Annotated in this window: 21 protein-coding genes; 13 read left to right on the plus strand and 8 right to left on the minus strand. The window is 43.1% G+C overall.

Annotation, left to right across the window (positions count from 1 at the left end):
* Positions 1–20: 20 nt before the first annotated feature.
* Positions 21–1,040 carry an SPASM domain-containing protein gene (locus LN995_RS04650; RefSeq protein WP_229958859.1) on the plus strand — a complete coding sequence of 340 codons (1,020 nt, stop codon included), beginning with the start codon at positions 21–23 and terminating at the stop codon, positions 1,038–1,040.
* A gap of 33 nt (positions 1,041–1,073) precedes the next feature.
* Positions 1,074–2,015, plus strand: a complete 942-nt coding sequence (locus LN995_RS04655; RefSeq protein ID WP_229958861.1) for a mechanosensitive ion channel family protein — start codon at positions 1,074–1,076, stop codon at positions 2,013–2,015.
* Between the two features lie 107 nt (positions 2,016–2,122).
* Here LN995_RS04655 and LN995_RS04660 read toward each other — a convergent pair whose 3' ends face one another.
* From LN995_RS04660 to LN995_RS04685, 6 genes are all read right to left on the minus strand, one after another.
* Entirely contained in the window at positions 2,123–2,464 is a 342-nt protein-coding gene (locus LN995_RS04660; RefSeq protein WP_229958863.1) for a hypothetical protein, read from the minus strand.
* 162 nt (positions 2,465–2,626) lie between these two features.
* Positions 2,627–2,809, minus strand: a complete 183-nt coding sequence (locus LN995_RS04665; RefSeq protein WP_229958864.1) for a FeoB-associated Cys-rich membrane protein — start codon at positions 2,807–2,809, stop codon at positions 2,627–2,629.
* A gap of 33 nt (positions 2,810–2,842) precedes the next feature.
* The gene (locus LN995_RS04670) at positions 2,843–3,646 is read right to left on the minus strand and encodes an inositol monophosphatase family protein (RefSeq protein ID WP_229958866.1); all 804 of its coding nucleotides are present in this window, start codon (positions 3,644–3,646) and stop codon (positions 2,843–2,845) included.
* An 11-nt stretch (positions 3,647–3,657) separates the two neighbouring features.
* Positions 3,658–4,884 (minus strand): Lnb N-terminal periplasmic domain-containing protein, encoded by a 1,227-nt coding sequence (locus tag LN995_RS04675; protein ID WP_229958868.1) that lies wholly within the window; start codon positions 4,882–4,884, stop codon positions 3,658–3,660.
* Positions 4,885–4,902: 18 nt separating this feature from the next.
* Positions 4,903–5,607, minus strand: a complete 705-nt coding sequence (gene rsmI / locus LN995_RS04680; RefSeq protein ID WP_229958870.1) for a 16S rRNA (cytidine(1402)-2'-O)-methyltransferase — start codon at positions 5,605–5,607, stop codon at positions 4,903–4,905.
* Positions 5,608–5,756: 149 nt separating this feature from the next.
* Positions 5,757–6,002, minus strand: a complete 246-nt coding sequence (locus tag LN995_RS04685) for a 4a-hydroxytetrahydrobiopterin dehydratase (RefSeq protein WP_229958873.1) — start codon at positions 6,000–6,002, stop codon at positions 5,757–5,759.
* Positions 6,003–6,115: 113 nt separating this feature from the next.
* Between LN995_RS04685 and LN995_RS04690 the strand changes: the two genes are divergently transcribed.
* From LN995_RS04690 to rpiB, 7 genes are all read left to right on the plus strand, one after another.
* Positions 6,116–6,973, plus strand: a complete 858-nt coding sequence (locus LN995_RS04690) for an SDR family oxidoreductase (RefSeq protein ID WP_229958875.1) — start codon at positions 6,116–6,118, stop codon at positions 6,971–6,973.
* Positions 6,974–7,057: 84 nt separating this feature from the next.
* Positions 7,058–7,399, plus strand: coding sequence for a hypothetical protein (locus tag LN995_RS04695; RefSeq protein WP_229958877.1), 342 nt, complete (start codon positions 7,058–7,060; stop codon positions 7,397–7,399).
* 94 nt (positions 7,400–7,493) lie between these two features.
* The gene (locus tag LN995_RS04700) at positions 7,494–7,727 is read left to right on the plus strand and encodes a hypothetical protein (protein WP_229958879.1); all 234 of its coding nucleotides are present in this window, start codon (positions 7,494–7,496) and stop codon (positions 7,725–7,727) included.
* Positions 7,728–7,827: 100 nt separating this feature from the next.
* Positions 7,828–8,523 (plus strand): metallophosphoesterase family protein, encoded by a 696-nt coding sequence (locus LN995_RS04705; RefSeq protein ID WP_229958881.1) that lies wholly within the window; start codon positions 7,828–7,830, stop codon positions 8,521–8,523.
* Between the two features lie 182 nt (positions 8,524–8,705).
* The gene (glyA, locus tag LN995_RS04710; protein ID WP_229958883.1) at positions 8,706–9,980 is read left to right on the plus strand and encodes a serine hydroxymethyltransferase; all 1,275 of its coding nucleotides are present in this window, start codon (positions 8,706–8,708) and stop codon (positions 9,978–9,980) included.
* A gap of 31 nt (positions 9,981–10,011) precedes the next feature.
* Positions 10,012–10,851, plus strand: coding sequence for a twin-arginine translocase subunit TatC (gene tatC, locus LN995_RS04715; protein ID WP_229958885.1), 840 nt, complete (start codon positions 10,012–10,014; stop codon positions 10,849–10,851).
* Positions 10,851–11,288 carry a ribose 5-phosphate isomerase B gene (gene rpiB / locus LN995_RS04720; protein WP_229958886.1) on the plus strand — a complete coding sequence of 146 codons (438 nt, stop codon included), beginning with the start codon at positions 10,851–10,853 and terminating at the stop codon, positions 11,286–11,288. Before tatC ends, rpiB begins: the two co-directional genes overlap by 1 nt.
* A 10-nt stretch (positions 11,289–11,298) precedes the next feature.
* Here rpiB and LN995_RS04725 read toward each other — a convergent pair whose 3' ends face one another.
* On the minus strand, positions 11,299–12,699 hold the full coding sequence (locus LN995_RS04725) for an LTA synthase family protein (protein WP_229958889.1): 1,401 nt from the start codon (positions 12,697–12,699) through the stop codon (positions 11,299–11,301).
* Between the two features lie 102 nt (positions 12,700–12,801).
* Between LN995_RS04725 and rbfA the strand changes: the two genes are divergently transcribed.
* The 4 genes from rbfA (at position 12,802) to LN995_RS04745 (ending at position 18,708) form a co-directional block, all read left to right on the plus strand.
* Complete coding sequence (rbfA, locus tag LN995_RS04730; protein WP_229958891.1) at positions 12,802–13,200, plus strand: 30S ribosome-binding factor RbfA; 399 nt, start codon at positions 12,802–12,804, stop codon at positions 13,198–13,200.
* A gap of 20 nt (positions 13,201–13,220) precedes the next feature.
* The gene (locus tag LN995_RS04735; RefSeq protein ID WP_229958893.1) at positions 13,221–14,030 is read left to right on the plus strand and encodes a class I SAM-dependent methyltransferase; all 810 of its coding nucleotides are present in this window, start codon (positions 13,221–13,223) and stop codon (positions 14,028–14,030) included.
* 223 nt (positions 14,031–14,253) lie between these two features.
* Complete coding sequence (locus LN995_RS04740) at positions 14,254–15,477, plus strand: ABC transporter permease (protein ID WP_229958895.1); 1,224 nt, start codon at positions 14,254–14,256, stop codon at positions 15,475–15,477.
* A gap of 324 nt (positions 15,478–15,801) precedes the next feature.
* The gene (locus LN995_RS04745; protein ID WP_229958896.1) at positions 15,802–18,708 is read left to right on the plus strand and encodes a DEAD/DEAH box helicase; all 2,907 of its coding nucleotides are present in this window, start codon (positions 15,802–15,804) and stop codon (positions 18,706–18,708) included.
* 117 nt (positions 18,709–18,825) lie between these two features.
* On the opposite strand, the gene LN995_RS04750 is transcribed toward LN995_RS04745, so the two are convergent.
* On the minus strand, positions 18,826–19,479 hold the full coding sequence (locus LN995_RS04750) for a hypothetical protein (RefSeq protein ID WP_229958898.1): 654 nt from the start codon (positions 19,477–19,479) through the stop codon (positions 18,826–18,828).
* Between the last annotated feature and the right edge of the window lie 112 nt (positions 19,480–19,591).

The following is a 19,591-nucleotide window of genomic DNA, read 5'->3' on the forward strand; positions in this document are numbered from 1 at the left end:
TCAGGAGCGCTCTATATAAAATGCCGAATTTTACAGATGGGTTTAATTTTTTAAGTAAGCTTACGCCGTTACGTGTACTGAATGCGGCGCAGGTGGCAGGCAGTTACATTCTTTCGCGGATAACACGAAAGGCAAAGCATTCAGGTTATCCTATAAGTATATCGCTGGAGCCTACAACCTCTTGTAACCTTCGCTGCCCTGAGTGCCCTAGCGGTCTGCGTTCCTTTACGCGCCCCACAGGTATGCTGCAGGAGGGCCTGTTTAAGCAAACTATAGACCAGTTGCATCGCCGACTGCTTTACCTTATCTTCTATTTTCAGGGAGAGCCGTACTTGCATAAGAACTTTCTGGAGCTAGTAAAGTACGCTTCTGACAGAGGCATCTATACAGCCACATCTACCAATGCACATTTTCTGGATGATGACATGGCTCGCAAAACAGTAGCCTCCGGTCTGGACCGTTTGATTGTATCGATAGATGGCACTACGCAAGAAACGTATACCGCTTACAGAATTGGCGGAAAATTAGACAAAGTGCTGGATGGTGTGCGGCATGTAGTGAAGTGGAAGCAGAAACTAAAAACAAAAACACCGCATATCATGTTTCAGTTTTTAGTGGTGCGCCCCAACGAGCATCAGCTGGAAGACGTAAAAAAGCTGGCAAAAGAGCTGGGGGTAGATGAGGTGGTATTTAAAACGGCTCAGATTTATGATTATGAGCAAGGTTCACCGCTTATACCCACTATAGATTATTATTCCAGGTACAAGAACAACGGAAACGGGAGCTATTCAATTAAAAACAAGCTGCTGAACCACTGCTGGCGTATGTGGCACTCCTGCGTCATTACCTGGGATGGCCTGGTTGTACCTTGTTGCTTTGATAAAGATGCTGAGTACAGGCAGGGCGATTTAAAGCTTAGCTCGTTTAAAGAGGTCTGGCGAGGGGCAAAGTACAACCAGTTCAGGCAAGCCTTGCTGCGCTCACGTGCCGAAATAGAGATGTGCAAGAACTGTACAGAGGGTACTAAAGTGTGGGCTTAAAACTGCAAAATCAGCATAATATAACCATTATAAATGAAGATGAAAGATATTGATGATGCATTAGCATTGCTTTTAGATAAGCTGGAGGCGTGGGGTAGGCATTTAGTGCTGATGCTACCTAACATTTTTGTAGCGTTGATAATATTAGTACTCACTTTTATTATTGCTCGCTTTATCAGGGGCTGGATAGATAAACTTACTGCCCGCTTTTCACATAGCAAGGCGCTCAATAATCTTATCTCAACTATCCTATATATAGCGATGGTGATGGTTGGGTTCTTTTTTGCTCTCCAGATGTTAAACCTGGACAAAGTAGTTGTATCGCTTCTGGCTGGTGTCGGTATTATTGGTTTGGCTTTAGGTTTTGCTTTTCAGGATATTGCTGCCAACTTTATCTCCGGTGTAATCATAGCCATTCAAAGGCCGTTTGGGGTGGGCGACATGATTGAGACTAACGACTACTTCGGGACAATTGAGCGCATTACGCTCCGTACAATAGACGTAAGGCAGGTAACAGGAGAGCTGGTGCGCTTACCTAATAAAATGGTGTTTGAAAACCCAACTACTAACTTCTCCATTAACGGTGTGCGCCGCATTGATCTGGATGTGGGTATATCTTATGGAGAAGACCTGGAGCGTGTGCAGCGTGTGGTAATTGATGCGCTGCAGGAAGTGAAAAACCGTGTAAAGACCCGGGACATAGAAGTAATGTACCATGAGTTTGGGGACAGTTCTATCAACTTTAAAGCCCGCTTCTGGATTACGTACAGTCGCCAGGTAGATTATGTTTCAGCAAAAAGTGATGCCATTATCCGCATCAAGAAAACCTTCGATGCAAACGATATTCTTATCCCATTCCCAATCCGTACTTTGGATTTTGGTATAAAAGGCGGAGAAAAGTTAAACGAACAACTACAAAGCCTGAACCTTTCAATAAAGAACGGGCAGCAGTTAAGGGGAAGTGATAACAGTTAGTAAGCTCATAATAACCAAAGTTGCTTTATAAACAGAAAAGGCTGAGGTATACCTCAGCCTTTTCTGTTTATAAGATTATACGTTACTTAACTTTAGTAAATCCTGACTTACTTATCATCCTTGTCAAGGTTCTTACCTAAGTCTTCTACTTGTTTCATGAAGTTTTCAATATTCTCATCAGCATAAGGTCCATAAGAGTTAGAAATGGTACCTTTCATTCCAGAGCTAGTCTCTACAGCATAAAGTATAGACATATCATCAGGGTTGCTTTGCCCCTCAAAGCGGTAGAAATCTACTATTCTTACCTCGTGTGGGCCAAATGTACTTTTATCATCCATGGTGCACAGGTGGTTTCCATCAGCAGTTACTTTAAAGTCTGCTTTGTAACCATCTTTAAAAAGGCGGTTGGTTACATTAACCAAAGATCTTTCTTCAACTTTATCTGACATAGCATATAGTTTTTAGAGTATCAATTCATAAGTATTAGTATAGAACTATACGCAAAAACAAACTTAGGATACAGATAAAGCTGGAAAAATATCAGTAGCTTAGGTGAGTGGCCTGCTCAGGGTGTATGCAGTTCCAGTATGCTTCAGTATAAGCAAAGGCTACTACTTTACAGTTGCAGCCTTCTGATCTAACTCTCTCTGTATCTTTTTAAAGTCGATAGAAGAACAGGCTCCGCCACAACCTTTTGCACAGCCGCTTTTAACTGCAAAACTACGGTACAGCACACGGGCAATATAAAATGCCGCTACTAAGAATATAACAAAGATGATTATTTCCTGTATCATACAATCTAATAACTAAGCAAAGGTATAAATAGTTTACTTTTGTGCGCCTTGCCAGTGTCCTGCTATAATGTCCTGTATTTCTGTATGCACTTTGCCATTGCTGGCTACTATTTCGCCTGTAAATATATAGTCTCCCTCATCGGCAAAACGGGTGACCTTACCCCCTGCTTCCTGCACAATAAGCACACCGGCTGCTACATCCCAAGGTTTCAGGTTATATTCAAAGAAACCTTCAAAGCGGCCAACTGCTACATAAACAAGGTCCATAGCTGCAGAGCCTATGCGTCGCAGTCCCTGCGATTTCATCATAAAGTTGCCCATTACCTGGAGGTACTGCTGCATCAGGTTAAAGTCATAATAAGGGAAGCCAGTGGCTATAAGCGAGTCTTTTAATTCAGGAGCTTCTGACACATGTATAAGCTTGCCATTCAAATAAGCTCCGCCGCCTTTGTAAGCATAAAAAGATTCATCGCGGTTAGGTTCATACACCACCCCTACTATAACCTGGTCATGTTCCATTAAGGCGACACTTACGCAATAGTCCGGCAGGCCATGCGTAAAGTTAGTAGTTCCGTCTAAAGGGTCTATTACCCAGTTATAACGTTCTCCGCGTGTAGTTTCAGTGCCTTCTTCAGTTATAAAACCTGCTTCAGGCAAGAACTCTTTAAGCTCTGCTACCAATTGCTTCTCAGCCTCCTTATCCACATATGATACGAGGTCGTTAAAGCCTTTCTTTTCTACTTTAGAGAGATCAAAAGTTTCGCCTTCTTGTTTTATAAACAAGCCAACCTTTTTGGCTAGCACTGTTACATTCTGGCAAAGTTGTTCAAGATTCATAATTATATATGTTATTTAATTGTCTGCCAGTGTGCTCTTCTTACTGGCTGTTTGGAAAACCATACAATGTACGCGGCTCGCATGCCCAGGGCCAGTACTAACGGGAAAAATGCTACATGGAACTGCTGTGGCCACCACGGCCAGGCTACTAAAAGCACTAACGATATAACAGCTGTAACGATTAAATACGTTCTGACCCAGCTAGGCAGATGGTATTTGCCCAGGTATACAGCTACTACAATATGTGTAGGTATAGCCCATAGCAGGTTATAATTGTTTGCTGTAGCCTGATGATCTGTTGCTGTCCAGAGTAAAAGTAATATAATGCCCAACAAACCAATAATAAGGTAAAATGTCAGGTCGGATGTTCGGCTTCTGCGGCGTTTGCTTAAATCAAGCAGCGTTACCGCCAGCACCAGGGCAAAAATTACCCAGCAAAGCACTACTGGTGTAAAGAAAGTGTCTGGTACAGTAAGCTCAGGGTCCCGTTCAAATACTACCCGCACTTTGCCGGTCAGTGGTACAGTGCTGCCGTTTTGCTCAATGGTGGCATTGGCAAACCCTTTAGAAAGGTAGTCTGGCAAAAACATGTACTCGTAAGGTGTTGCTTCACGGTCTATGGGAGCACCTAAGGCTAAATCTATTCCAAAATCACCCCAGGGCTGTGGCGGCAGGTACAAGTCAATCAGGTTCCTGAACGTCATGTCCTTATCAAAATGGCTGATGTTAAACTTAACCTTGCCCGGGAAAGTAGCTTCTACGCCATCTCTGATGCGGGTAGCACAGTTGTCGAAAAAGAAATCGTAGAGGTAAAAGCGGTTAGCAGGCAGGTAATTATTGGTCAGGAACTGCCAATACTGTTCCCGCTGCTCAGGTGTCAGGTTAAGGTCCTGCTCATAAACAGAGCGGTTTTCCATGGTGTAGCTGTACACAAAGTCCCGGAAGTAGGCCGCAGAAAGTTTATAGTTGAGCTTTCCCCTGGCAAATTTCAGGTAAAAGTTCGGTTCATTAAAGTCAAAGGTGCCATAGTTGAAAACAATGTCCATGCCAGTAACGGGGTCTTTTACTCTCACGGCACTATGCCCGAATACCGCATACAGCTCATTCCCGCTGGAGCAGGTAATCAGGCTTATGCGGGCAGCCGGCGACAGGCGCATGCCTTCAAACTGTGCCCATCCCTGGCAGGTCATAAGGCACATAGTTAGAATCAGGAAAAGCTTTTTTAAATATTGATTCATAAACATTAAAAGGCTGATTTATGCCTTATTTCCTTTAGTTGTTGCTCCTGCCACTACTAGCACGAATTCTCCTTTTATGGCTTTTGTAGTAAAAATCTGAATAAGCTCCTCTAACGTGCCGTTGATAGTTTCTTCGAACATTTTAGAGATTTCACGTGAAACAGAGGCCATGCGTTCGCCCCCGAAGTACTCCTGAAATTGGGTAAGTGTTTTTAGCAGGCGGTGCGGCGATTCATAGAAAATCATGGTACGCTCCTCCTCTGCCAAGCTCTGCAGGCGGGTCTGGCGGCCCTTTTTGAGAGGCAGAAATCCCTCAAACGTAAACCTGTCGGTGCTGAAGCCAGACTTTACCAGTGCCGGAACGAAAGCCGTTGCACCCGGCAGGCATTCTATCTTAAGGTCATGCTTCAGACACTCCCGCACCAGGTAAAAACCAGGGTCCGATATACCGGGTGTGCCGGCATCTGAAATCAAAGCCATTACCTCCCCTGCCTTCAGGCGGTCTACCAGGTGCGATGTAGCCTTGTGCTCGTTGTGCAAGTGATGGCTGTGCATGCGCTTCTCAATGCCCAGGTGCTGGAGCAGCTTTCCACTCGTGCGGGTATCTTCTGCTAAAATCACATCTACCTCTTTTAGCACCCGGATAGCGCGTAAAGTTATATCCTCCAGGTTACCGATAGGTGTTGGTACTAAATATAAATTCGTTTTTTCCTGTTCCTGCATAATGCTCAAAGATACTACAAATTAGTAGAGGGTCTGAAATTATGGATCTTGAGTTAAAGAAGAAATAACGTAAAAAAGTATGAGAGTAAGAGCCCATAGACAAAGCCTTGAAAAGAGACAGCCTCAACAGCTTTATCAGCTAACTGGGCTCAGGCTTCATAGCTCTTATAAACCTCATCAATCTGAGCAGCCAGTTTATGATCCAGCTCTGTTATGGTGTTGCCTGCATCATGTGTGGTTAGCTGTATTTCAACTTTATTGTACACATTGCTCCACCATGGGTGATGATTTAACGCTTCAGCTATTTCTGCCACATCGTTAATAAAAGCCATGGCTTCTTTAAAGTCTTTAAATTGAAAGCTTCGCTTCAGGTTATTGTCTTCTTCTTTCCACATAAAAGGTAATGTTTAATTGCTATATAGTTCTCAGTCAGAAACAAGCCTAAGGGCTAGGCGTATAGTTTAATTCATACTTAGTACGACAAATCAACATTAAACCTATAAAAACTATGGAAAACAAACCAGATTCTTTTCCAGGACAAACTATGGAGCAGCCGGGTAAGGAACATAAAATGACTCCGGAGCCAGAAATCATACGAGGCTCATATAAAGGAAGCGATAAATTAAAAGATAAAGTAGCCCTGATAACAGGAGGCGATAGTGGTATCGGGCGTTCAGTAGCGGTACATTATGCCCGGGAGGGCGCCGATGTGGCTATTGTCTATCTGAATGAAGATAAAGATGCGCAGGCTACCAAAGAAATGATCGAGAAAGAAGGGCGCAAGTGCGTGCTTATTGCCGGAGATGTAGGTGATGAAGAGTTTGCCCGTTCTGCTGTTAAAAAAACAGTTGATGAGTTAGGCAAGCTGGATATTTTAGTGAATAACGCAGGTGAGCAGCACGAGCAGCACGATATTCGCGATATTTCGGACGAGCAGCTGAAGCGTACTTTTTCGACAAACATATTTGGGATGTTCTACTTTGTGAAAGCCGCGCTCGATCACTTAAAAGAAGGTAGTACCATTATTAACACCACTTCTGTTACTGCCTACCACGGTAATAAACTGTTGCTGGATTACTCTTCTACGAAAGGTGCTATACTGGCCTTTACACGTACGTTGGCACAAATGGTGGCTGATAAAGGTATACGTGTTAATGGCGTAGCGCCAGGCCCTGTCTGGACACCACTTATTCCGGCTTCCTTTAATGAAGAAAAGGTAAAATCATTTGGGTCTAAAACACTTCTGAAACGTGCTGGTCAGCCATCAGAAGTAGGTCCTGCTTATGTGTATTTAGCCTCAGAAGACTCAACGTTTACTATTGGCGAAATTATACACATAAATGGTGGCGAAATGGTAACAACCTAAGCCATTACCCGAACCTGATTGGCCAAAAAGGAGTACAATTAACAAGAGGCTTCTTTTTAGCAGCCAAATAAAAAAGATTATATTATGGAAGATAATAAAGATAATAAATCTCAAGATAACCAGGCACAGCAGGAGGGGCAATATCAGCAGCCAGAGGGGCAGTTCGACCCACACAGCCGGCCTGTGCGAGTTATTGACGAAGACACAACAGAACAGGAACTGCGGGCAGGATACGTTATTCCTGGTGCAGACGCGCCTAAAAACGAACATCAGCGTGGAGGTTTCGGTAACCGCGATGGCAAAGAGGGATATGGTAGCGACACAGCTGGCCAGGGCCCATCTGCCACAGGTGTTAATGATTACTCTGATGATGGAGTGCCACCGCCTGATAACCTACGCTCAGAAGGTGAAGGGCGAGGCACCTGAGTTCTGTTGAATACATAAAGTAAATTTTTAGGCACTGCAAGCATTTATTATAATAAAGGCAGTGGATTTTTAACTATTAAAGAAGGAGGATATTATGCCATCATATAAGCACACCCAGCCTGGTGGGGCAGACGCGGGAAAACCAAGTGGAAGAGGACAATCCAAAGCAGGCGTAAAACCTGTTGACCCTAACCAGACGCGTGATGAACACGAAGATCTGGCTAAAAAGTATACCGATGCACCTGATGAGCAGATTGCAGGTATCAGAACTAACAACCCGAACCGAAATCTGGACAAACCGGATATAGACAATAATAAGTATAACTAAATATTAGTATAAAAATATCTTTTAAAAAGCATCTGTTACAGCAGATGCTTTTTTTATGCTATCTTAGCCCCTGCAACCTATGTTGTAGCAAATAAACATTATGGCCCGATACGCCCTTACAGACATACACGGCTGTGCTAAGACCTTTAAAGCATTAGTGCTAGACCAGTTAAGGTTAGAAAAAGAAGACGAACTTTATGTTTTGGGTGATCTGGTAAACAAAGGGCCAGATAGCAAAGGAGTTCTTGATTTCATCCTGCATCTGCAAAAGCAGCACTACCAAGTGTACTGCCTTCGTGGCAACCACGACCACATGTTGCTAAAGGCTATTAAAAAAGGCGCTGATGCTGTAAAGCTCACTCCCACTGAAAAAGAGCACCTCCTGAAAAGCTTTGATATAAAACATGTGGAAGACATTCCTAAAAAATACATCAAGTTTTTAAAAAAGCTTCCTTTCTACCTCAAACTGCCAGATTATCTGCTCGTACATGCAGGCTTTGACTTTAGGCAAGCTGATATTTTCAGTGACACCGATGCCATGCTTAATATCCGGAATTATAAAGTTGATTGGGAAAAAATAGAAAACAAGCGTTTACTGCACGGTCATACTCCTACCCCTTTGCACAACATTAAGAAGACTGCTTCACATAACGACAACCGTCTGAACCTCGACGCAGGCTGTGTCTATTATAAGAATGCTGCTTATGGAAACCTGGTGGCGCTGGACCTGGATACACAGGAGTTGTTCGTGCAACCTAATATAGACAGACCTTATGCTGTAGCACGTAAAAGCTAAATCTAAACCAAAGCCCCGGTACATCTTGTACCGGGGCTTTGGTTTAGATTTAGCAGACAGCTCAGGTGCTGAGCTGCTGCAAAATCTGGCCAGGAATTGGCAAGTGTATATAAACTTATGAAACATTGGTTTATTCGGGAGCATAACTTAATTTTGGAAGCTTAAATAACTCCATAGTAGTGATGCAAAAAGACACCGCCATTTTCGATTTAATTGCAAAAGAAAAAGCTCGCCAAATGCATGGCATAGAACTGATAGCTTCTGAGAACTTTGTATCGGAGCAGGTTATGCAGGCCATGGGCAGCGAAATGACAAACAAGTACGCTGAAGGCTTACCCGGAAAACGCTACTATGGTGGCTGCGAAATTGTAGATCAGGCGGAGCAGTTAGCTATAGATAGAGCAAAAGAGCTTTTTGGAGCAGCATGGGTAAATGTGCAGCCGCACTCTGGTGCACAGGCTAACGCTGCTGTTATGCTGGCTATACTTCAGCCAGGAGATAAAATACTAGGTTTCGACTTATCGCATGGTGGCCACTTAACGCACGGCTCACCTGTTAACTTCTCCGGTAAGCTGTATAACCCTACCTTCTATGGTGTAGAGCAGGAGACAGGATTAATTGATTTTGATAAAGTAGTTGAAACAGCACGCCGTGAGCAGCCAAAGCTTATCATTTGTGGTGCCTCTGCTTACAGCCGCGACTGGGACTATAAAAAATTACGTGAGGCAGCTGATGAGGTAGGTGCGATCCTGATGGCTGATATTTCTCACCCTTCAGGTTTAATTGCCCGTGGCCTTTTAAATAACCCGTTTGAGCATTGCCATATTGTTACCACTACCACACACAAAACATTGCGTGGGCCACGTGGAGGCATGATCATGCTGGGCAAAGATTTCGAAAATCCTTTTGGTATTAAAACACCTAAAGGAGAAACACGCATGATGTCTTCTTTGCTGGATGGAGCTGTGTTCCCTGGTACGCAAGGTGGACCGCTGGAGCATGTAATCGCTGCTAAAGCCGTTGCTTATTATGAAGCCCTTTCTGATGATTACCTGAGTTATGTAAAGCAGGTACAGCAAAATGCGCAGGCTATGGCTAAGGCATTCTTAGAGCGCGGTTACGACATTATCTCAGGCGGTACAGATAATCACATGATGCTGATTGATCTTCGATCGAAGGGCCTAACCGGTAAACTGGCAGAAAATGCGCTGGTGCAGGCAGATATAACCATAAATAAAAATATGGTGCCTTTTGATGATAAATCTCCGTTCGTGACATCTGGTATGCGTGTAGGTACGGCAGCTATTACAACCCGTGGCCTCAAAGAAAACGATATGGCACATATTGTAGAACTGATTGATGATGTGCTGGCGAACCACGATAACGAAAGTAAAATCAAATCAGTGCAAAAAGAGATAAACAATTGGATGGAGCAGTATCCGCTTTTTGCTTACTAATAATTAACCAATTTTCAAGAGCCCCCTTTTCATGGAGCAACCATATATGGAAGAAGAGCAGCAGGAGATGTCTTTTGTAGACCATCTTGAGGAGTTGAGGTGGCATGTTATCAGAGCCCTCGGCTCTATAATGGTATTTGCAGTCATAGCTTTTCTAATGAAAAGCTTTGTGTTCCATGATATTATCCTGGCTCCATCACGACCAGACTTTTTTAGTTACAGGCTTATGTGTGAGCTGGGAGAAAAGCTGGGGTCTCCGGCATTATGTATAGACGAATTGGGCTTCACTATACAAAGTCGCCAGATGAGTGGGCAGTTTACTATGCACCTGATGGTGTCTGTGTTGCTGGGTCTGGCCTGTGCCTTTCCTTATGCATTCTGGGAAATATGGCGTTTTGTAAGCCCTGGGTTGTATCCACAGGAGCGTAAGAATTCTCAGGGAGCAGTATTCTGGGTCTCTATACTGTTTATGATGGGGCTGCTGTTCGGATATTTTGTAGTATCGCCAATCTCTATAAACTTTTTGGCTGGATATCAAGTAGATCCAACAGTAGTGAATGAATTTGACCTGTCGTCTTACATTTCTACACTCACCACACTCTGTATCTCGTGCGCCTTTATGTTTGAGATGCCTGTAATTGTCTTTTTCTTTACTAAAGCAGGCTTGCTTTCGCCAGAAACAATGAAGCTGTACCGTAAGCATGCAGTAGTAGTTATACTCGTAGTATCGGCTGTTATTACACCGCCGGATGTTGTGAGCCAGTTATTAATTGCGCTGCCTCTTACAGGGCTGTATGAAATAAGTATTAGTGTATCCAGGTCTATTCGTAACAGAGACTTAAAGAGACTTAACGAAAACAACACAATATAATGGCTTATAAAATTGCTATCGGAGGAGACCATGCCGGTTTTACCTACAAAGAAATGGTGAAAAATGTGCTGGCAGAACTGGGCCATCAGGTACAGGATTTCGGCCCGGGATCAGATGCCTCAGTAGATTACCCGGACCATGTACACCCCCTGGCAAAGGCGGTTGTAAACAAAGAGTTTGACTTTGGCATTCTTATCTGTGGCAGTGGCAATGGTGTGGCAATAACAGCCAATAAGCACCAGCATGTAAGAGCCGCATTGTGCTGGCAACCAGAGCTGGCTCGCCTGGCTCGCTCACACAATAATGCCAATGTACTTTGTATACCAGCCCGCTTTGTGCCAGAATACGTGGCCGCAGAAATGGTAAGAGTGTTTTTAAGTACAGATTTTGAAGGTGGAAGACACCAGACAAGAGTTGATAAAATAGCTGCCTGTTAAGCGGCTATTTTTATTTTAACTTGTATATGCCATCTGTTTCCGTAGGTTCATATAAACCAAATACGGCTGGTACTTTATAAATTAGCTCAGGCATCAGACCTGCCTTGTCAACAATGTAGGCAGGTGTTTCCTTCTTAAAGTTTTGGTAAACCTCGTAAACAGCCATATACTCATTTAGCTCCCCAAAGTGGCGCTGAGCCAATTGCCAGTTTAGGTAAGGCGTAACAGGTAGGTTGTGTTCATAGAAGCTAATATCATCACCGAGTACTACTACAGTAGCGTTTGTTACCCTTGGGCTTGGCTTCTGTGGTAAAATCAGTTTTGACTCATTTATCTGTACAAGCTGGTTTAGGCCCAGTGGCTGTTTGTAACGTAGCAATACCACTGCTGTCAGCACTGTTACAAATAAGAGGTTCATCATCCATTTTTTCTTGCCAGTACTAAAGAAGAACTCACTGAAGTAAGCGATAGGTGGCAGCAAAAGCAGAAAGATGCCAGCTGAAATAACAGGTCTGGAAAAGATCACAATCAGGCTGGTTAGCAACCACACCCACATTACCTGCTGAAATTTAACCTGGAAAACCAATCGCTGAGGTAGCGAAAAAGTACTCATAAGAGATAAAAACAGCACAAGCATTGGCACAGCCAGAAGTTTAGCAAGGTCGGCTGGAGAGATCAGGAAATCAATATAAAACCGCCAGGCTCGCAACAGGTGCATTTCCAGAAACTCATCTACAGAGCCTATATAAAAGTAGTAAGTTACAAGCACGGCATAAGGAAAGGCAAAGCCGCAAAGCATAAGCAGAAAGCTTCTGAAAGAGCTGGAGGCAAATAAGATGACAGCAAACACGCCTACAAGTAGAAACAGAGACAAAGGCAGATAACTAAGTGCCGCTAGTCCAAGCATGAAGCCGCCAACAAAAAGCCGGTTGTTCTCAAAGCCTTCTCTCGAGACTGTAACAATATACGGTAGCGAAAGCACCACAAATGTATTCCCGATCAGGAGTGGTGTGAGCATGTTAAACTCAAAGGTAATGCTGCCTATTATCAGGTAAAGCAAGGCCGGCAGATAAGTTTTGCTGGCATAAACACTTAACCTGTTAAATGTAAGGTTCAAAAAAAGTGCCTGTAAAAGCACCAGCACCATGGCTGTTACTCTGAAAGTAACAAACGAGCGGCCTACCATCAAATCTATCAGCCAGTATACCATGGCCGACAGAGGGGCCGTATTATCATAAATATCACGGTACATGCTAAAGCCGTTGGCCATCCGCTCCCCTACCAGCATGTGTAATAACTCTTGCTGCGTTGCCGGTATGCCCAGTAATATAAGCGGGAGTTGGATGAGGAGGTACAACAAAATCAGCAGGACCAGGCGAGAAGGTAGTATGCTGCGGAAGTAACTAATCAAGGGAAGACTAAGTTAAAAGAAGCTATAGATTTACCTCACTTAAAATGAGTAAGGCTCTTTTGGGGTAAAAATGCGAAATTAATATGATATTTGCATCTTCATATGGAAAGTAAAAGACAACAGAAATTTTCGCGCCTGATACAGAAAGAATTAGCGGAAATCTTTCAGAGAGAAGTTCCGCACCTTTTTGGAGGCGCATATATATCCGTGAGTGTAGTACGTGTAGCTCCTGACCTGGGGCTTGCCCGTGTATACCTGAGTGTTATGAATGCACAGAATAATGAGAGCTTACTGCTGGAAGTGCGTGCCAACACTAAAACCGTTCGCCATTTGCTGGCCCAGCGTATTAAAAAGCAGGTACGCGTTATTCCGGAGCTTGTGTTCTACCTGGATGATACGGCAGAATATGCAGCACACATGGATAAAATATTTAATAACTTAGATATCCCTCCTGCCGATGAGGATGATAACAACGGTGAGGATGATACATACACCAAATAGTATAGCATTACTTCCCCTTTATGCAGTATGATCCGATAAAGCGGGTTCTTGGCGACGTGTTCAACAAGACCCCTTTCCTGCGTCGCGTATTCTATAATTTACTGGATCTTTTGTTATTGCGTACTTGGCACGTGCATAAAGAACTGCGGGCCTGGGCTGTAAATCGCCGTAACAAAGAGCAACATATACTGGATGCCGGCTCTGGTTTTGGGCAGTACACCTACTACCTCTCCGGTATGAGCACCAAGTGGAATATTCTGGCTGTGGATGTAAAAGAAGAGCAGGTATCTGATTGCAATCATTTTATCCGGTCTATTGGGCGGCATAACGTGCTGTTCAGAATTGCTGACCTGGTGAAGTATCGTGAGCCTAACAGCTACGATTTAGTGCTTTCTGTAGATGTAATGGAGCATATTGAGGAAGATGTGCAGGTTTTCCGAAACATTCATGCATCGCTTCGGCCTGGGGGCATGCTGCTTATCTCTACGCCTTCTGACCAGGGTGGCTCTGATGTGCATGGTGATAATGAAACTTCCTTTATAGAAGAACACGTACGTGATGGGTATAATATTCAGGAGATACAGGATAAGCTGCGTTTAGCAGGCTTCCGTAAAGTTGAGGCACGTTACTCATATGGCAAGCCAGGGCAGATATCGTGGAGGCTATCTATGAAATACCCATTGCTGATGCTAGGCGTTTCTAAAATTTTCTTCCTGGTGTTGCCGTTCTACTACCTGCTTACCTTTCCATTTAGTCTGCTGCTGAACTGGATGGATGTAAACGGAAAGTATTCGTCTGGAACAGGCCTTATTGTGAAAGCATGGCGATAGTATAGCTGTAAATAGAAATAAATAGGCAACGGATAAGAAGAAAAGATATAAGAAGTGAGTTAGCCAAAGACAGGATAGTTACAACTGCAAAGCTTTCTTTCTCTTTTCATAATCAAATGCCCTATTTGTGTAAGGCAAATAAGGAAGCCGCTTTTAAGTAAGCTAATGCTTACAGCTTTACAGTTGCCCTAATAAGATTAACGAATAAAGGAACAAACAGTCCATGAACGTACCTTTCCTGATTGCGAAACGGTATTTCTTCTCCAGAAAGAAGAGAAACATCATAAGCATTATTTCCAATATTGCTATGATTGGGGTGGCTGTTGGTTCTATGGCATTAATAATTGTGTTGTCAGTGTTTAATGGGCTGGAAGACTTAATCCGGGAAATCTATTCTAGCTTTGACCCTGATCTTAAAGTTTCTGCTGCAGAAGGTAAGTCTTTTGAAACAGATACTGAATTTATGAACCGCATTCGGCGTATGCCAGGCGTGGCTGTAGTATCAGAGGTAATAGAAGATAATGCTTTGCTGCGTTACAACGACCGCCAGATGGTAGTTAAACTAAAAGGAGTAAGCGAAAACTTCTTTCAGCAAAACGAGATAGATTCGGCAGTGGTAGAAGGCCATAATCAACTTACTGTCAATAATACTTATTATGCACTGGTGGGGCGTGGAGTACAGTATCAGTTATCAATACGGCCATCTAACCAGTTTGTGCCTTTGCAGTTTCTTTATCCACGCAATGTAAAGTTCAATCCTCTTAATCCAGAGGCTTCTTTTAACAGTCAGAGTGTTTTAGCAGGGGGCGTTTTTGCCATTGAGCGACAGTACGACGAGTCATATGTTTTTGTACCACTCAATTTTGCCGAAGAGCTGCTGGAGTACGGTAGTCGCCGTACCTCGTTGGAAATAAAAGTAGAAGATGGTTATAACATCGAGAACGTACAACAATCATTGCAGCAGCTGTTAGGTGAGAGATTCAACGTTCAGAACAGCGATGAGCAACACACAAGTCTTCTTCGTGCAGTTAAGGTCGAAAAGCTGTTTGTGTTCATTACTTTTGCTTTTATATTACTAATAGCTTCCCTCAATATTTTCTTCTCCTTATCTATGCTTGTTATTGATAAGAAAAAAGATATAGCCATATTAGCCTCTATGGGAGCTACAGCCAAAACAATAAGCAATATATTTTTATTTGAAGGAGCATTGGTTGCCTTTATAGGAGCCACCTATGGTTTAACATTGGGCATGCTGGTGTGTAACCTGCAACAGACCTACGGATTGGTATCTATGGGTATGGCTACCTCTGTCATAGACTCCTATCCTGTAAAAATGGAGGTCGAAGACTTTGTATTTACAGGTGTGGCCATTATTGTCATCACATTGTTGGTATCCATCAGGCCTGCCCGAAAAGCCGCAGCTATGTCTGTTACAGAAAACATCTAGTTCCTCCTCTTTTCCTTTTATACAGAAAAAATCAACTACATTAGTTTGGCAACTTGCCCGGTAAAGCGGCTAAGTCTTAATATATTACTTATTGGTGTGAACGCTTAAAGTGTTGAGGTGTCATGGCTTTTTTGTCAGCGAATAATACTGCTTAACTAAAGGTAAAAGTTTAAATACCGAATAATAGATATAGTAGTGCTTATATTATGGCGTAATAATACTTAACTTCTATTGAATTCATCTGGAAGCGTGTCAAAAACATAGGTTCTGATAGGAAATTAAGCTCTTTCAGATTAAATTTAGAGCCCTAAAAAATGTTTTGGTATGAAAGTCTACACCACGCAGCCTTTTCAGGTGATTTACTCGTTGTTTGAGCATGAGTACCTCGGATATCTGTTTGAGTCTTTTGTGGTGCAGGTAAATACGAAGGGCCAGCTTACCCTGCAGCATCAGAACATATCGGCAAAAAATGCCGACGAGTTTGCCGCCCGCCTGGATGCTAATGATTTTAAGCTTATTTCATTAATCGATCAGGTGCAGCAGGATGCAGTTCTAAAGAAGTTCTCCTCTAAAAGGTTGTCACCGGCTGATTTCTTTTTGAAGGTGTATGACCCGGAGAAAGGCGATAAGCAGCTCCAGGAGGAAATAAGCCATTACATACAGGTGCGCATGGGCAGAATATTGGATCTGCTCCAAGGCAAGATGACGTTTATTATGGGGAAAGATGGTGAGCCAACCTGGAAGCAGATTCAAGTTGCGCCAGAGAAAGCGACTGTTTTGTTTCATTTTATGCGCAACGAAGACAACACCCACTATTTCCCTACAATAAAATACGCTGGCCAGAAGCTTGACTTTCAGTATCGCGGAGCTGTGCTGATCTGTTATGAACCTGCATGGCTGATGCTGAATGACGTAGTGTATAGCTTTGAGAAGGATGTTGATGGCAAGAAGCTGCAGCCTTTCCTGAACAAAAAGTTCATAGTGGTGCCGCGCTCTGTAGAGGAAAATTATTACCGCAAATTTGTAACACCGCTTCTGGAGTCTTTTGATGTGCATGCGAAAGGCTTTGATATTCGCTCAGAAAAATTTACGCCTAGCCCGTTTCTGACTTTTTCTGAAATAAAAGCCGCAGATACTGCCGTGGCTAGAGTAAACAGTGTTGCTGATGCTGATAAGATTCTGTTTGACCTGTCTTTTAAGTATGGCGACTATATGGTGCAGACGCATGAGGCAAAGCGCATTAGCGTAAACATGGAAAAGACCGCAGAATCCTATATATTTCATAAGCTTGTACGCGATGTAAAGCACGAGAAATCTTTTGTAAAAGAGTTGGCCAAACGGGAGCTTGAGGTAAAGAATGGTACCGCTGTGTTAGATAAAAGCCTTGCTTTTTCCTGGCTGAACAGTAACCTGAACGAGTTGGAGAAGCTGGGCTTTACAGTGTTGCAACAAGAACAAAGCGGGAAGAACTATTTTATAGGTGACATTTCAGTAGAAGTAGGCATCACAGAAACCAATGACTGGTTCGACGTATATGGTACAGTGCGTTTTGGAGAGTTTGAGATTCCGTTCATCAAACTAAAAAACCATATCCTTACCAAAAATAACGAATATCAGCTACCTAACGGGCAGATAGCCATTATTCCGGAGGAGTGGTTTACGCAGTATGTTGAACTCTTTGCTTTTTCTGAGGGCGAACACCAGCTAACGCTGAAAAAGCACCACATGGCTTTGGTGAACGACCTGAAAAATGATAATCTGGCTACCGTAACCATGACCCGTAAACTGGAGAAATTACGGGAGTTCGAAGTAATAGAAGATCAGGCCTTGCCGGCAGGCTTTGTAGGGGAACTGCGCCCGTACCAGAAGGCAGGTTATAATTGGCTGCATTTTGTGCAGAACTATAAGTTTGGTGGCTGCCTAGCAGATGACATGGGGTTAGGGAAAACAGTGCAGACACTGGCAATGCTGCAACACCGAAAAGAGCATGGCGTGGAAGCAGCATCATTACTGGTAATGCCGACTTCACTAGTCTATAATTGGTTAAACGAAGCGCAGAAGTTCACGCCAAACCTGCGCATACTCAACTATACAGGTACATATCGTGATAAAAATGTAGAGCAGTACAAGGATTACGATGTAATTCTGACCTCCTATGGCATTGTACGCCTGGATGCTGAATTGCTTAAAACGTACTACTTCGACTACATTATTTTAGACGAGTCGCAGGCTATTAAAAATCCTGATTCTACTACATCACGTTCCGTAAGATCTTTAAAGTCGAGGCACAGACTGATATTGACAGGTACACCGGTAGAGAACAGTACTATGGACCTTTGGTCTCAGATGTCGTTCATTAACCCAGGGTTGCTCGGCAACCAGCATTTCTTCCGTAACGAGTTCCTAAAGCCGATAGAGAAAGAGAAAGATGAGCAGAAGATGCGGAAACTGCATGCGCTCATTAAGCCTTTTATATTGCGCAGACACAAATCGCAGGTGGCTACCGAGTTACCCGAAAAAATAGAGCATACCACCTACTGTAAAATGACAGAAGAGCAGGAGCATGCCTACGAAGAAACAAAGTCATATTACCGAAACAAAATTCTGACAAGCCTGGAGGAGCAAGGTGCGGGCAATACGCAGTTCCTGCTGTTGCAGGGGCTTACGAAACTGCGCCAGATAGCGAACCACCCACTTATGACCGATGCTGGTTATGAGGGTGAATCTGGTAAGCTAAAGGAGGTGATGCGCATGACAAAAAATGTTGTCACAAAAGGGCATAAGGTTTTGATCTTTAGCCAGTTTGTAAAGCATCTCGAGATTCTTCGCAATGCTTTAGATGAAAAAGAAATAACTTACACATATCTTGACGGGAATACCAAAAACCGGCAACAACAAGTAGAGCGTTTTCAGAATGATAAAAGTATACAGGTGTTCCTGATATCATTAAAAGCTGGTGGTGTAGGCCTTAACCTGACTGCTGCTGACTATGTGTTTGTGCTGGACCCTTGGTGGAATCCGGCTGTAGAGGCGCAGGCCGTAGACAGAGCACATCGTATCGGACAGCAAAACACAGTCTTTACATATAAATTCATTACAAAAGACACAGTAGAAGAAAAAATACTAGCCTTGCAGAACCGAAAAATACAATTAGTAACAGACCTGATCAGCACAGATGAAACAGTTATAAAGAGTCTTACCAAAGAGGATATAGATAACCTGTTAAGCTAAAGCTGCCTACTCCAATCTAAGGAATAAGTAAACTGTTAATACTGTTAAACATAAAGGCACTCCAGCAGCTACAACTGGAGTGCCTTTATGTTTAATGTAGGATGAAGGCCTTGCTTTCTACATCTTAGAGTAAGGGAACTGGCGCGAGGCTTTACGCATAATAGTATTTATTACTGAGTTTGTATCGCTGCCTAAGCTTCTGGATAGCGTTTTTTCGTATTTCCAGAGAAGCTCACCTGTAAGGCCATCATAAATGTTGATACTTGCCTTACCAGAGTTGGTGGAGCCGTAAAAGCCTACTGCTAAACCTAATGCCAGAGAGGCTCCTTCAGACATAGGTTTATCCGTACTGAAAATGCCGGTAATAATTCCATCCACTTCCAATAGTTTTGCTAACTCTTCAGGAGTAAAAGATTTAATGCTTTCCGCATCAATATCGTTCTTTAGGAGCAGCGCATTAGTTTTGTTTGCATCCTGAAACGATACCGTAAAACCATCTTTGCCCTTTTCTTTAAGAAAATAAGTTTGTAAAGCACTCTGCACGGCTAAACCCTGATTTACCTCCATTTCACGGTGTTGCTCCGGCGTAATACTCTTCATCTGGTTTGGCCGTAAACCAATGCTGGCATTAAATGGAAGAATAGCCACTACCTTATGGTTTTGTGCGAGGCTACTGAAGTTGGGGTTGGTGTAGATTTCGCGTGTCTGGGCATAACCATAAACACATAACAGCAGAGCTGCCAACGTCATTAAAACGCGGTAATTTTTCATAGTTTTAAATATTTATTTGCATAATGTAATTCTATGCAAAAATTATATTATAGTAAATAAAGGTTATAACATACTTTTAGAAGAAGCTAAAACTTTTGCTTCATCCAATAGT

The organism is Pontibacter silvestris (genome assembly GCF_020907275.1).
Classification (GTDB): Bacteria; Bacteroidota; Bacteroidia; order Cytophagales; family Hymenobacteraceae; genus Pontibacter; species Pontibacter silvestris.